General features: G+C 41.7%; 8 protein-coding genes. 5 read left to right on the top strand and 3 right to left on the bottom strand.

Going from position 1 to position 15907, the window contains the following annotated elements:
* Positions 1-16: 16 nt before the first annotated feature.
* From AC5JMK_RS14025 to AC5JMK_RS14015, 3 genes are all read right to left on the bottom strand, one after another.
* Positions 17-7279: a LamG-like jellyroll fold domain-containing protein gene (locus AC5JMK_RS14025; RefSeq protein ID WP_495910379.1), complete on the bottom strand. Its 7263-nt coding sequence runs from the start codon at positions 7277-7279 to the stop codon at positions 17-19.
* A 129-nt stretch (positions 7280-7408) separates the two neighbouring features.
* Positions 7409-7588, bottom strand: a complete 180-nt coding sequence (locus AC5JMK_RS14020) for a hypothetical protein (protein WP_190623289.1) — start codon at positions 7586-7588, stop codon at positions 7409-7411.
* Positions 7589-7725: 137 nt separating this feature from the next.
* Positions 7726-9009, bottom strand: a complete 1284-nt coding sequence (locus AC5JMK_RS14015) for a flavin-containing monooxygenase (RefSeq protein ID WP_096678145.1) — start codon at positions 9007-9009, stop codon at positions 7726-7728.
* Positions 9010-9266: 257 nt separating this feature from the next.
* Between AC5JMK_RS14015 and AC5JMK_RS14010 the strand changes: the two genes are divergently transcribed.
* The 5 genes from AC5JMK_RS14010 to AC5JMK_RS13990 all read left to right on the top strand — a co-directional run bounded on the left by AC5JMK_RS14010 (position 9267) and on the right by AC5JMK_RS13990 (position 15642).
* Positions 9267-10898, top strand: a complete 1632-nt coding sequence (locus AC5JMK_RS14010; protein ID WP_096678147.1) for a cyclic peptide export ABC transporter — start codon at positions 9267-9269, stop codon at positions 10896-10898.
* Positions 10899-11069: 171 nt separating this feature from the next.
* Positions 11070-11255, top strand: a complete 186-nt coding sequence (locus AC5JMK_RS14005; protein ID WP_096678149.1) for a DUF4278 domain-containing protein — start codon at positions 11070-11072, stop codon at positions 11253-11255.
* A 55-nt stretch (positions 11256-11310) separates the two neighbouring features.
* A complete protein-coding gene (locus AC5JMK_RS14000; RefSeq protein ID WP_096678151.1) occupies positions 11311-11622 on the top strand; it encodes a hypothetical protein in 312 nt (103 codons plus the stop codon).
* A gap of 159 nt (positions 11623-11781) precedes the next feature.
* The gene (locus AC5JMK_RS13995; RefSeq protein WP_096678153.1) at positions 11782-15306 is read left to right on the top strand and encodes a WD40 domain-containing protein; all 3525 of its coding nucleotides are present in this window, start codon (positions 11782-11784) and stop codon (positions 15304-15306) included.
* A gap of 114 nt (positions 15307-15420) precedes the next feature.
* Positions 15421-15642: a hypothetical protein gene (locus AC5JMK_RS13990; RefSeq protein ID WP_495910378.1), complete on the top strand. Its 222-nt coding sequence runs from the start codon at positions 15421-15423 to the stop codon at positions 15640-15642.
* Positions 15643-15907: the final 265 nt, after the last annotated feature.

Raw genomic sequence — 15907 nt, 5'->3', positions numbered from 1 at the left:
TATTCGATTGCGTTAACTAATTCACTCCCTCCACACCGAAATAATTAGCCAACACCAACACAACCTCCTGAGTCAAACTCTCTGATAACTCTGGCAAATAGACACGAATTGCATTCCTGACAGCAGCATCGAATTCTCCAGCATTAGCCGTAGCATTACGGACAAATGGCTCAATTAACTTGATTAATTCGTAACTGCTACTTAAGTCCGTATTCTGAATTGCCCGGTCTAGTGGTGGTGCTGTGGGGTCGGGGAATTCTGGAAGAATGCGGCTGACGAAGGTGACGCGGTGGAAGACGCGCCAGCAAGCGGGGCCGCCTTCGGGTTGTCGTGCTTGGCGGAGTGCTTGAGCGTTGGGGGAATTATTCTCTTCTAACCAGATGAGATCGACGACTTCATTAAAGAAAGCGTCGTAATTTTGGGTATCTGGGGTGAGGTAGAAGCTCAAGAAACGATAGGCGTTGACTTTACCGGGAGCATCCAAAGGATTACCATTGGCATCATATTCGCGGATGGGGCGATCGCCTTCATCTCGCACTAAGTTACCGCGTTCATCTAGTCTAAATCTCTGTAAGTCGCCTGGGGTGTTGTTTTTCAGGTCGATTCTAAAAGATTGGCTGGCTTCTTTGGTTTTGGATTTAGTCAGGTTTAAACTACCACCAAAGGATGCTTTAGTTTCTACGTTTAAACTGATACCAACTACTTCCCCGGTGGCGGCAGCACTGAAGGTGGCGTTACCTGTGAAATTATACGCTCCACTGGTAGATTCTTGCTGTACATCTGTGGTTTCTGTCGATTCAGCGAAGAGTCCACCGTCGGCTGTCCAGATGTAGCTGTTGACTAAGTTACGTTTACTGTATTGCTCTGGTAAATCGTTGTTGGAAGTCAACGCATCGATTAAACCACCAGCAGCAATTCCCGCAGCGGCTACAAAGGGTGCAGCTGCGCCGGCAACTGAGGCTCCGGCGATCGCACCTGTGAGTCCTCCAGCTAAAACACCAGTTGCACCGGGGGGTGTGGTGCGGAAGTCTTCGTAGAAGGTACGCAAGCGGGTTTCTTCGGCTTGGATACGCTGACGTAGGGCGTAAGCTTCACTGGGTTTGAAGTAGCTGTACTCGCCGTAGGTTGTAGCTTCGGGATAATCTGGATCTAATACCTTGCCGTTTTGGTCATAACCGACAGCACCATCGAGTGTGCCTTGTTTGGTGTAACCAGGTTTGATGGGGAAAGGAATGATGTTGGTATCCTTGGGAATATTGGGATTAGGAACCATCCTGAAGGTAACGAGGGCGCGGTTATGTGCCAAGCGGAGGGCATAGATATCAGCAGTTTCCGACTCTACTAGAGCAAAGCCGACGTTGGATGGTTGGTAACGGCGAGGCATGGCTTTATTCAGCCGTCTGTTAATATTTGGATCTTCCCAAGCGCCACCTAAACCAACAGATGTCATTTTGCTGACATTGGTTTTGTTAGTTTGTTGCTGGTTACTCGACCATCTCAACTCAGTATCTAATTTGACTGAGCCACCAAATTTAACACCGCCAGCAATAATATCTCTAGTGATAATACCGAAGCCTAAAGGAGCAACTACACCATCGATATTTTGGCTCACTTCTCCAGTGATGGATGCTTCAAAGGAGGAGTTGAAACTACTGCTTTTACTCGCAGAAAGTGTGTAGGAAACGCTATCAGCTTCGACAAACTCTACAGAAGTGGTATCAACGTAAGTGCTGGAAGAATCATCAATAGGCCCGGCGGTGAGGTTTTCGGAAGGAACGGGGGGCGCACCTTCGATGTAACCTTTGATTTGCGGGTCGAATTGGACTTGACTAATCCATTCGGTAATTAAGTTACCAACTTTGTAACCTGTGAGCAAATACCAATGACCGTTTTGAATGAAACTGTAGCAGCGTTTGTGAACTCCAGTGATTTCGCCGTTGTCGGCGGTTTGGATGTCTGCGTATTCGGCGATCGCAGGACGGCTGGTAATATTACTGTTGTATCTGTTACTTACACTACCCAGAGCATTCCTGACTAAAGGTATGTCATCAGAAAGCGGTGCGCGGGAGAGGGTATGTTGAATATCGGCATTCTGGCTAGCAGTAAGGCGATTTCCCCGGAGACTGCTGTCGTTGACGGTGCTGACTCTACCTGCTGTTGTAGGATCAGATTCAAACTCGTAGTAAGCTAGCAGGTTTTCCCGTTCGCCTTTGAGTTGTCCAAATAGGTTATCGAGAATTTGTTCTTGAGTGCGGAACTGTTTCCAGATGCGGACTTCATCAATTGCTCCCCGGAAATCTCGACCCACGGTAAATTGGTTATTTGGCAAGGTGACAGCATTGATGGGGGCAATCTGGGCAGGGATACCGTTGATGTATAATTCTAGTCTGGTAGCTGTGGGTGAAGGGTCAGCAACCCAAGTAGCACCGATGATTCTGGCTTCATCGTTACCGATTAAATTGGCGGTAGTGTTACCGAAACCTTCGTTAATGCGCCACTCACCGGCTAATTTATTGCGATCGCTATTATTTTGGTGTAATTCACCCATACTTAAAGCACGGTTCCACACCCGCAAGCTGCTGATAGTTCCCAACAGATAACGGGGATAACCATTAACAATGCTTGACCCTTGGGGTATACCATTACACCTACCTACTTCCAGAGGTTGTAAACTGGTCACTGGTTTACCGCTACTAGTTCTAGTTACCTTAAATTGTCCGTTCCAGTACAAGTTAACTGTGTAACCATCGTCAGTTTGTGTACCTGTGACGGCAATGTTCACCGGAGTACCAGGGGTAGGGGCGTTAACGGGGGCAATTACTAGGCGTGGTTCTTGATTATCTTCATAACCAAAACACAGGCTGTAGTTTGTCGCCGAATCTCGTCTGACGTATAACCAAGCAGTGAGTTCGGGGTTGTCTCTGCCAATTCTACCTTTTTGCAACAAGGGGAAGAACATTTGATTGTTGTTAGGTAGAGTTACAGTCATTTCAATTGTCAGTTCATTGTCTACCCCTAAGCCAACTTGATTACCACAGTCTAGGTAATTATTTACACCGTTAAATCTTAAGGCATAGGCTTCGGCGTAGGTGGCAGCAACGTGTTCCCAAGTAGTTGTCCACATTGGTTCATTGGTGGTAAGGTAGCGATCTCTCACCCCAGCGACAACGTTGTAGGCGGTGAGTCCTGATTCTACTCTGGGGAGACTGCCGAAAATTTGCCCATCATTGCTGGCGTTACCAGTGCGATCGCTTGCTGTTCCATCTTCAAAGTGATAGTAAGCCCGCAGCCCTGGTTCATTGCCTTCTAAACGACAGTCTTTAGTATCATTAATCTCAGATTGGCTACGTACTTTTCCCCAAATCCGGATTTCATCAATTGCACCTTGGAAATAAAACTCTTTGGAGGGATTCTCTATTGTTCCCATCAGTAATGCCCCTGTACCTTGATAAGCTGCGGTGGCAATATCATCAGCAACACGAGTCCCATCTTTATAAACAATGCGTTTGCGACTTTGGGCATCAAAAGTACAAGCCCAGTGATGCCAGTTAGTATCGTTTACTACATTAGTTGGTGTATTCAAATCGTTGCCATAAAAGGCGAAGGTAAAGACTCCGTTCTTACGAAAACCGAAGTGCAGTTGGTTATTATTGGTAGGCCTTCCTTGGGTGAGAACTGCGGAAAATAAGGCATTAAGGCTAGCAGAATCTCGTTTTGCCCAAAATTCCACTGTGAAGGATTGATTCGCCAAGTTAAGGTTAGCGGCTTGGATATAGTCACTGACTCCATTGAATCGGAAGGCAGAATTTACAGGCTTTCCTTGAACTCCCAAGGAATATCTAGATGTGGGGGAATTTTGGGAGACAATCCAAGTGATGTTACGAGAGATGTCTTTATCAGGACGAATCCAAGCTTCTAGAGAAATGTCGCCTTGGTTTGATAACTCGGTAGCATCACCGCTTAAATTTCCACTGCGAATTTGCAGCGCATTTCCTGGCGTGTCGGAAATCCAGGCGTTGGGTTGAGATAAGCCAGTTAGAGGACGAGTGGCAAGATTTTCAATGTTACCTGTGTTGGATACTCCAGCCACTTCTACCAAAACCGAACCGTATTTCAGATTATAAGGAGCATTCATCAGCTCGCCTGTGTTGCTGAAGCTGCTGTAACTGTCATAATCGTATTCAACCAAGTTGATGGTTGTACCAGCAGGTAGAGTATCTGTAAAGGTAATTTCACTAATGCTAACTTCTTTGTCGCCGGGTGCGATCGCCTTTCTTAAAGTCAGAGTTCCTGCACCAATTACTAAAGTTGCACCTTGTTCGTAGCGTTGAGTTGCAGGTTCCGCCAAGGTAATTGTATCAACTTTGCCTGTGACAGCTGCGCCCAAACGACCGAGATAAACCACATCCCGCGCCTGTCCACTCAACACCCGTGCAAAACCCATCGGGTTGCGGGGGACTCGTTGCCAAGTTTCGGTAATTTGCAACAAGCTATTTTCTAGGGTGACATTGCAAGTATTAGCATCTGACTCATCGCTAATCTTCACAGTAGTGGTTTCAGGGTTAGCATCACTAGCCATAATCACCTTGACTTCACTGCGTCCCAACCCTGGAGAACGTTCTTGTAGTTGCACGCTATTAGAAAGTAAAATATTCGCACGAGCAACATTAGTGTTGTAACTCACAGCAAAAAATTGGTCTGCATCACCTCGGAAATACAACCGCAGCATTCCGTTAGCACTTTCAAATAATTGCGGTGCGTCATTTGTCCAAGCAAAATCTAGCAGTCCACCCACTACATTTAAACCATTGGGGTCAATATGAATTAAGCGCATGGGGAAAGCAAATTTACCTTGCAATTGGGCGCGTAAATCTGCTAATTGGGCTTTGAGGTTTTGCAGATGTTCCGTTTGTGCTACTAGTTGCTTATTTAAGTTGGGAAGAATTACCGTTTGAATGTTGGTAATTTGGGCGTTGATGTTGTCAATTTCTGAGTTGTATAAGTTAATTTGTTGCTGAAAACTCGCAGTAGTTAATACCTTCGCACTTCTGTAATTACTCAGAAAATAAGTGCCGCCTAATCTACTATTATCCTCATATTGGGCGCGAGAAGTTCCTTGGAAGTTTGGTTGTTCATAAAGGATGACATATAACCCTGGATCGGGTTTTACCGAGTTAATGGCAATATTTAATGTGGGATGATCGCCAATGCCTAATCGCTGACTAGCACCGAGAAATCCAGTTTGAGAATATCCTGTAACACCCCTACTATTTTGTAAATTTGCTCTCAGTCTTGCGCTATTTGCTCTATCAATAATTAATGTTTGAATTGCTGCTTGTTGCGTCACAATTTCTTTACTGAGAGAGTCAATTTCCCGTTGGATATTGGGAATTTCGGTTTGTTCTAACTCAATGATTTTGTTGATAAAGGTATTCGGGTCTTTTGTCTTTGTGTCTATCAACGGTAGATTGATATTGTCGGGAATTTGCGATAAACGCCCCCGTTTACTGACAGCAAAATCAAGGACAGCTATTTTTTTCTGAGTATCATTTTCATCGGCTGTGGCTACCCCCACCAACACACGGGCATTTTGTTTGATGGGTGCAGGTGTTCTATCATGTCCAGTAGGTAGTTCCTCTTGCTGATAATACAGTAAAGCAGAGATACCTTTACCTGCCACAGTGCGATCGCCAAATCCAAAACTCGTGCGTTGAATACCAGGATTATCGCCTATAGGCGCGTCAGACTGTATCCACTCGGCTTGCCCTTCGACAATACCATTGTTGAGGGTGTCAGTGCGATCGTAAACAGTTGTGCCGTTACCTTCATCAAATTGCCAATAGGTAATTAAACCAGGTTCATTTCCCGCCTTACGGAACTTTTTAGTCTCTCTAACTTCCAGTTCTGAACGTTCCCGTTCCCAAATCGATAATTCATCAACAGTGGCGACAATAGGTAAAGCGGGTTGTGTTCCACCATACAGCGAAGCAACATTTCTCCCCACAACCATATAAGTTGTCGTTGCAGCAGTGGTAGGAAACAATAAATATTGATTGTCTTCGCCTTCACCATTAACAACTGCATCCCCAACTTGAATTTTTACCACACCAGAATTAGCTGGCGCATTCATATTATCGGGAGCCGGAGCCAGAGAAATACTAATATGATTCCATTCCCCCATTTTGATCGCATTAGCCGCAGAAGTGACAGTCTTGGAGTTAGCGCTTACCTGTAAACCGTACCCAGGAAGAACTTGTCCATTAGTATTTAACTGAGTTTCTACCAAGCTAATTTGGAAAACTGCTGCTGGTGTTCCTTCTGAATAAATCACACCAGTAGTTTCTGGTTTAATCCAAGCCGAAATATTAAACTCTTGTTTATTGAGAACTTGCGCTTTACCTGCAATATAGGTATCAGCATCCAGCTTTAACGCTGTTTCTGCATAACCCATTTTCGCAAATGTCTCTGGACTTTCTGTACCTTGAGTATTGAAAAAGCCATCAGCAGAACGTTCGATATTGTACGCATCAATTCTGTTAGTCTGTTGATTATGAACAAATATCTGCCAACGTTTAATATCTGGAATACCCGTTGGGAGTTGTAAAACTGTAAACCGTCCATCAATCAAATTCCCAATAAAATTTAACTCCATAGTTGGCTCAAAAAATGGACGATTATCCATATCTGTAGCGCCGAGAGTATCTTTAGCACCATTTTTGAGAATTTTATGGCGACTGCGACGATAGCGGACTTCTCTAGCTGTTTTGAGTTGCGTACCAGAAAGGATAAATCTATCTACTAAGAGAGTTTTGTCAACAATAGGAATAGATGTTTGTCCATCTGAATTTATGACAGTGACGTTATCAGGATGATTACCATCTATAGACTGACGGAAGATGTAAATATATTGTCCATCACTCAAGGCTTGAAATGGTTCATCTGCTGTTAGTCTAGCGGTGGTAGAACGAAAGAAATCGATTTCTGAACGATTAATTGCAGGTTGACCATTGCTTCTCACAGTTGGTAAAACTTTGTTGGGCAGAATCCCAAAACCAACTTGAGTAATTTCGTTAGGAAAAATCAATTCTTGGGGCGTTAATGACCAATTTCTGGCATCAATAGGGTTGGGGTCATCTTGCTGATCGAGAACAGTATAATAAATGCGGCGATCGCTATCCATCGCCAAGGATATCAACACCCCTGTATGCTCTACTAAAGTTGTGTACTGATAAGCTTTGTTGGTGTATGTTTGTAAATAATTATCCCATTGTGGTTGCATATTTTTTCTCCTAGTTATTAGTTCAGATAATGGGGATTCAAACAGTTTCGGTGTCAAGAACTTACACTTAAAAATTTTGTGTAAGTTCTATGATTTGGAATAACTACAGCCGGGAAAACTTAGATAAATTTAATTACCAGCTTGATTGAGTGGATAGTTCACAGAATTATCTACATTAGGTTGTGTAGATATCATTCGAGAAGGAGGTGGCGCACAAGCTTGTGTCAATAACAAAATGCTGATTGGTAAGGCTAATGTAAGTATTCTGTTCTGGCGCATATTGTGCATAGAATTCATTACACGATTCATCAGTTCAACTCCTTGATTACAGGTGTGATGTTATCTTTATAGAATTTGCCAAGGTAAAAGTCGATACAGAAAAGTTAAGGAATTAAATTTAGAAGCTAACTTAACTAGAGACTTAACTTTTACAACATCACTCTTAACTAAAGGCGAATCTGCAATTTTTGATGCGATAAAAATGGTCTTTCCAGCAATTGCAAGGCAATTCTTTTACCTGTACACCAACCGTAATATCCATAAGTTGCGGATGCGCCTACAATTTTCTCAAAGCCTACAAAGTAAAGTGTGGGATCAACAATAGATTGGCATTTACTATCTGTTTTTGGTAATAACCTATCATTCACATTTAGATACAATTCAGGCTGCCTCAATATTTTATTGATGCTAGGACGAAAGCCAGTACCTAAAATAATTGCATCGTAATCTTGTGCTACACCATTGGCAAAAATTACGCCTGTTTTTGTGAGTTGTTGAATATTACTAGAGATTACTTGAATATTTCCTTTTTTGATTTGTTTGACAGTACCTCTATCTACCCACGCGACACGACCCTGATTAACTTCCACATCCATTGGCCCTTTATCTTCTGGATAGATAGAGTATGCACTCAAATCTAAAGCAAAACGCTGAATAAATTTATCAGTTTCCTTGATGTATGTTTGTAATTCTTCTGGAGAAAAGTCTATGGCTCTCTCCATAGCTTCTATTCTCGTATCTGTTGTAGTTTGATTAAACAACTGTTTAAAATATGACCTGCTTCGCCATAACCAATATTGTAGCGATCGCAGTCTCGGATAAAGAGGAAATACCCAGCGTTGACCACGTATTAACATATCTACACGAGCAGCACCATGTTCATATAAATCAAGTGCTATTTCTGCTGCTGAATTTCCCGAACCAATGACTAAAACTTTTTTACTTTTATAAGAAAAACCATTTTTATAGGCACTACTATGAATAATTCTCCCTGAAAAACATTCTTGCCCACAAAAGTTTGGTATCACAGGTTCATTATTTAGTCCAGTACATATAACAAGAATCTTGCTGTATAGAATGTCTTTAGTTGTTTGTATCTGCCAGTAATTATCTGTTTGATTTTGATTATAAATCTTGGTAATACTTTGCACCTCCTCACCAAAGCGAGTATGAGAATCAACTTGAAAATGATATGCATATTCTGTTAAATACTGCACCATTTCATCTTTGGTCTTAAACGTGGAATATTTTCCCTTGCCCTCAAAGAAAGGTAGAGTAAAATAAGGATTTTGAGTAACTAATCGTTCGTAGGCATTTTTCCAGATAGTTGCGACAGTTTCACCCTTCTCTATCACAATAAAATTATTAATCCCAAATTTTTTTAAACTTGCAGCTACAGTAATACCGCAAAAACCAGCCCCAATGACGATCACGTCTAGTTTAGCGTTCATAAAATTGACTTTGATGGCAAATCTTAACTGTTCTCTTTCTTTGTAAAATGTGGGGCTGCAATAGTCGATGTAGATTAGTTAGGGAATTTGAGCCGTTGCCAATCTACTGAAATCTCGTTTCTACCTCCTCTATTCAATTGTTAAGTTTGTAAGTTAAGTCATTTTCATCCCTATTTCCTTAACTTTTCTGTATCGACACTGCGATCATCCAACTTCTATATATAAACAGCAAGACTATCTATCACAAAAGAGTTGGCATGAACTTAATAACTTTACTGTTACGTTCTTCTTGGAGAATCCTGATTCTTGCTGCCTTCATGGGTTTATTAAGTGGGGTTAGCACCGCTGGATTACTTATTACAATCAACACTCAAGTTAATCATTCATCACAGATGACAGCATTAATTTGGAGTTTTGTCAGTCTTTGTTTTATAAAATTTATTACTAACATCATTTCTAAATATTTATTAATAAATCTAGCAGAAAAAGCAATTTTAGAATTACGACTCATTTTGAGTGAGAAAATTTTAGCTGCACCACTGTATTATTTGGAGAGTTTAGGAAAACATCGCATTTTAGCTACACTAACTGATGATGTTTTGGCAATTTCTAACACGGTTTACGTTATTCCTACATTGTGTATTGACATTACTATTGTAGTGACTTGCCTTTTTTATTTGTTGTGGTTATCTCCAACGATATTTTTGCTGGTGGTCATTTCTTTACTACTAGGAATATTTAGCTATCAACAGGTAGCACACAAAGCAACCTCATTCTTTATTTTAGCTCGTCAGCAAGAAGATAAATTATTTAATCATTTTCAGAGCATTGCTGAGGGAAGCAAAGAACTGAAGCTTCACTATCAGCGACGACAAACATTTTTAAAGAAAGAACTGAGAGAAACTGCACAATTATATCGGCGTAACAATGTAGTTGGGATGACTATATTTGCAGCGGCTGCTAGTTGGGGAAATATTTTATTCTTTGTAGTTGTTGGACTGGTAATTTTTGCTCTGCCTAATCTCCAAACTATCCCCATTCATATTTTATCTGGATATGCGCTGACTATTCTCTACCTGCTTTCACCTTTAGACTACATGATGAGTGCTATTCCTACTTTCAGCAAAGCAACTGTTGCTTTAAAGAAGGTTAATTCTCTCAAAATATCATTGTCCAATCACTGTTATGCAAGTAATTTAATGAATTGGGATGAAGCAGATAATTTTTGTCACCGTTTAGAATTTGTGGGTATCACTCATACCTATCATCAAGACTCAGAAGATACAGCTTTTACTCTTGGCCCAATTGATTTGACTGTTTCAGGCGGTGAAATTATTTTTATTGTCGGTGGTAATGGTAGTGGTAAGTCTACTCTTATTAAATTAATCACTGGTTTATACATTCCTGAAAGTGGAAAAATCTATCTCAATGGCAAATTAGTTACTACAGAAAATCAAGAGTGGTTTCGCCAACATTTTTCAGTTGTATTTTCCGATTTTTATCTCTTCGATAATTTATTTAATTTAGGTAAAACTATTGCTGACGAGCAAATATATGATTATCTAGTCAAATTACAACTCGATAAAAAAGTTCAAGTTAAAAATGGTAGACTTTCGACTACCTTATTGTCTCAAGGACAGCGAAAACGTCTTGCTTTATTGACTGCTTATTTAGAAGATAGATCTATTTATGTATTTGATGAATGGGCTTCAGACCAAGACCCTATATTTAAGAAGCTTTTTTACACACAATTATTATCTGAGCTAAAAAATAAAGGTAAAACTGTGGTAGTGGTTACTCATGACGACCAATATTTTTATTTATCAGACCGGATAGTCAAGCTAGATTATGGCAAGGTAGACAATGTTTATAACTGTGTGGTGTCTTAAGTGTTAATTTTTGCGGGATTATAGCTACGAGAAGCTTGATGTGTAAAAAGTTAAGAATTGAAATCAAGAGTTAAGTCAATAAAATCCTTAACTTTTCTGTATCGACTATTGTTTGTCTCAAACCTATAAGTAGAGATGTAAGCGTTATACATTCCCTAGCAGGAAAACACTATGCAACTAACTTATCGAACTGCCAATTACGAATCTAACCCTTATGAAACTTACATCACCGAAGAATATAGAATTGGTCTCTATAGAGGTGTAAAGGCGAGATTTCATTTACCCAAAGTTGTAAAACAACAACAGTTACCACGCCAATTGAAGTATCGTGGTATCAGTTACGTCAACTGGCGATGAAATTTGCTGACAACTTGTATAAGACGAACTGATTCATTTAGGTGTATTTAAAACTATGCAAATATTTAATCGCGAGGTAGATTCTCAAGCTAACCAGCCTCTTAAACCTGAAGCAAGTATCTGCAAAGTAGAAGCTTCTACAGATGCTAGCGAACCAAAGAAAATTAAACTCATCTACCGTGCTTTGATCTTTGAGCGTCTTCTTACTCCGGAGTGTCCTTATCGCCAACCCCGTGCTGTTAAATGGCGATTTCGCATTCCTGGCAAAAACTATAATTTGACTTCTATTTCTGAACTTGTACCTTTACGCCCCTATCCTCAGGCTCGTGCTGTTAACTGGCGATTTCAACCCCGCTCTCAGTCTTGAATTAATTAAAATCTCTTCCCTAATCCCCGATCTCCGATCCCTAATAATTCTAAGTTCTCTCTGTCTTCAAAATCCTTAACTTTTCTACATCGACAATTGACCGCTCAAACCCTAAAAATAAAGTCAGTCAACCTTTGATCAATGACGCAGGCAATCAGAATGCACGAACTGTTGTCACCCTACGAATATCAAGTTGGTGGTCGCCTGCCAGTAGATGCACTTAGCTATGTCATGCGCCAGGCAGATCAAGAACTCTACCAGGCTTTGAAAGCAGGTGCTTTTTGCTACGTTCTCAACTGCCGCCAGATGGGGAAGTCTAGCCTGCGGGTACAGGTGGCGAAGCAACTGCAAGAGGATGGCTTTGCCTGTGCAACGGTTGACTTGTCTGGGATTGGGAACAAGAACATTACACCAGACCAATGGTATGCTGACATTATTATGCGTCTGGTGCGAAGTTTCCGTTTATCTAGCCAAATTAACGTCCGCAATTGGCTAGCAGAACGACAAGATTTATCACCCGTAGGTCGCTTGGGGGAATTGCTGCAAAACGTACTGCCAGAATTAATCGCCCAACCGATTGTGATTTTTTTCGATGAAATCGACAGTACCCTCAGCTTAGCATTTAATACTGATGATTTTTTTGCTCTGATTCGCTCTTGTCATGAATATAAACGCCTGACTTTTGCTTTGTTGGGAGTAGCAACCCCCTCAGATTTAATTGCAGATAAAACCCGGACACCTTTTAATATCGGTCGGGCGATTGAGTTGAATGGTTTCCGTCTGCATGAAGTAAAACCATTAGAACTAGGACTGGCTGATTCGGTAAATCCAAAGTCGGTACTCAAGGAGATCCTGGCTTGGACGGGAGGACAGCCATTTTTAACTCAGAAGCTATGTCAGTTGGTAGCACAGAAGGAAGATGGGGAGAAAAGCAAAGAATTTCCAACTCCTCAATATCCATTTCTGCAAAAGTTGATGGGGGAGATATTAACGCAGCATGAGGAGATTGCTGATCAAGTATCTGCAATTGTGCGATCGCGTATTATTGAAAATTGGGCAGCCCAAGATGAACCACCGCATTTAAGAACAATACGCGATCGCTTACTTAGCAACGAACAACGCGCTAGCAGGCTGCTGGGACTATATCAGCAAATTCTCCAAGATGGTAGTGTCCCTGCGGATGATTCTCCAGAAAAAATAGAGTTACTTTTGTCGGGATTAGTTGTTAAACAACAAGGTGTATTACAGATTTACAACCGCATATATGAGGAGGTTTTTAACTGTGAATGGGTGGAAAAGCAACTCAAGAAGCTGCGAACTTACGCAGATTTACTGAATGCTTGGGTAGCATCTGATTATCAAAATGAAACATATCTTCTGCGAGGAGAAGCGCTTAAAGAAGCTCAAGCTTGGGCAAGGGGAAAAAGTTTAAGCAACCAAGATTATCGGTTTTTAGCTGCCAGTGAGGAACTCGATAAACGAGAGGTACAAAATGCCCTCAGCACATCCGAACAAGCAAATCAAATTCTGCTGAACGCCCAACAGCAAGCGAAGAAAACCATTCGGCGCGGACTGATAGGGTTATCGGTGCTTTCAGTAGTAGCTGTGACTTTAGTAGGACTGTCAGGATTGCTGACATGGCAAACAGCACAACAAAAACGACAGGTAACTATTGGTGAGATTAAAGCGCTCACTCTTTCATCAGAAGCTGCTTTTGAGTCTAATCATAACTTAGATGCTTTGCTTGCAAGTATGAAAGCAAGTATGAAATTAAACCAAATGGGATGGAATAATGCGGACACAGACTTAAAAGTACAGGTAGAAAAGGCGCTACGGCAGTCTATTTACTGGGTACGCGAAAGTAACCGCCTAGTGGAGCATACAGATGTGGTCACACGGGTAAAATTTAGCCCAGATGGGCAGAAGCTTGCTTCTGCTAGTTGGGACAAGACAGTGAAAATTTGGCAACGTGATGGTAAGCTACTTCATACCCTCCGAGGACATACTGATGGGGTGTGGAGTGTTAATTTTAGCCCGGATGGTAAAATGTTGGTTAGCGCCAGTCGAGATAAAACTGTTAAGGTTTGGCGTGTTGAAGATGGTCGAGAACTTCTCACTTTACCTCACAAGGATTGGGTAGCGTGCGTAGGCTTCAGCCCCGATAGCAGGATGGTGGCGGGGATGGAGTGGAATGGCACAATGCGGTTATGGAATTTGGAAGGTAAAGAATTGCGATCATTCCATACCCATAATGCACCTGCTGTGGCGATTAGTTTTAGTCCCAAAGGAAGAATGATTGCTACTGCGAGTCGGGATGGTACTGCAAAGGTTTGGAGCCTTGATGGTCAAGAACTATTGACGCTCAAGGGACATCGCGATTGGGTAATGTATGTTAATTTCAGTAGGAATGGTAAAATAATTGCCACTGCCAGTAAGGACAAAACCGCAAAACTCTGGAATTTAGAAGGAAAAGAACTAGTAACCCTGCATGGACATACTGATACAGTTGGTAGTGTAGTATTCAACCGCGATGGTCAGACCATTGCTACTGCTGGCTGGGACAAAACTGTGCGACTCTGGAATCGCCAAGGAAAACAATTGGAAGTTCTCCAAGGTCATACAGATGCAGTTTGGGGTGTCAACTTTAGTAAGGATGGTCAGCTGCTTGCGAGTAGTGGTGAGAATGGGATGGTAAGACTGTGGAATTTGGACACTAAATCTCACCCTTTCATACTCAATCTTGGTGAAGCTGCTGCTGCAAGTGTTAGTTTTAGTCCTGATGGTCAGATCCTTGGTACTGCTGGTCGCTATACTATGGCTAAACTGTGGAACCTACAGGGACAACTACTAACGAAACTTGGCGGTCATGACGATACATTGAGAAGTTTACAATTCAGTCCTAATGGCAAATTCATTGCCACTAGCAGCCGAGACAAAACTATTAAACTGTGGAATCTAGCTGGTCAGGAATTGGCAACATTGCGGGGTCATCAGGGGGATGTAAGAAGCGTTAGTTTTAGCCCTGATAGTCAGATTATTGCCAGTGCCAGTTGGGATACAACCGTCAAATTATGGAATCTCAAAGGTAAAGAATTGTTGACTCTACGGGGACATCAAGCAGGTGTAAGGAGTGTGAGTTTCAGCCCCGATGGTCAAATTATTGCTACCGCCAGCGAAGACAGCACAGCTAAACTTTGGAGCCGGGATGGTAAAGAATTATTAACATTGCACGGGCATCAGGCAGGAGTAAATTCAGTTAGTTTCAGTTCCGATAGCCAGACGATCGCTACTACTAGCAAGGATAAAACAGTTAAGCTGTGGAACCGACAGGGTAAAGAGTTATTAACTCTCCGGGGACATGAGGGTGAGGTAAATGCTCTAGTTTTCACTTCTAATAGACAGACTATTGTCACGGCTAGTGAAGACATGACAATCAAGCTTTGGAATCGTAAGGGAGAAGTATTGCAAACCCTTGGTGGTCATACTGCTGGGGTCAAAAGTCTGAGTTTCAATGCTGATGGTCGGCTGCTAGCTTCATCAGATTCACTGGGTAATGCCATTCTCTGGAATTTAGATTTTGATTCCAGCCCAGAGAAATTATTCATGCAAGGTTGCAATTGGGTCAAAGACTATTTGCAAAATAGCGCAAATGTCAAACAGGAAGACCGTCATTTATGCGATTGACACCCGAAAGGGAGTTTAACAAGGACAAGTCAAGCGTTCTGGGCGTGGTCGTCCACGTTGGCCAGGATTTTCATAAGGGATGTACAAAGCCGAATCACAGCGCATCTTAGATATTTGCCACAGCCAGAACTGATACAGCAGGCGGTCGAACTACTGACTTTTGAATCCCATCAACCAACAGAGCAAGCTTTAGCACCAATCATTCAAAAAATGACTTTGGCTTCGGAACTGGTCAGAGAAAGTGCTACTGATAAAACCCACCTTCCGCACCCTCAAGTGTCACAGAGAGAAAATACTGAGAGAAAAAAGGAAGTAAGAATAAAAACAAACATCTGAAGTCAAAAAAGACATTTGAGTAGCCATGAATCAACAAAAATGGCATTCAAAGCTATTGTCAATAAGGAGCAATAAGACCTCCAGGTAGGGAGATTCGTCTGAGATAAATAAATGAAGATGTTAAAGACTAAAATCATAAACTCCAGTTATGAGTTGAAGTGACAACCCTAAATTTTTGACATAGTAAATTAGAGCAATGAATCAAAACGATTAGGCGTAGATATAGCGGTGCGATGTAGAAGTTGAGTGTTAAAGGATGAAACAA

The organism is Pelatocladus sp. (assembly GCF_059505505.1).
Note: the sequence above shows the minus strand (reverse complement) of the source record. Positions and strands in the feature narration are given on the sequence as shown.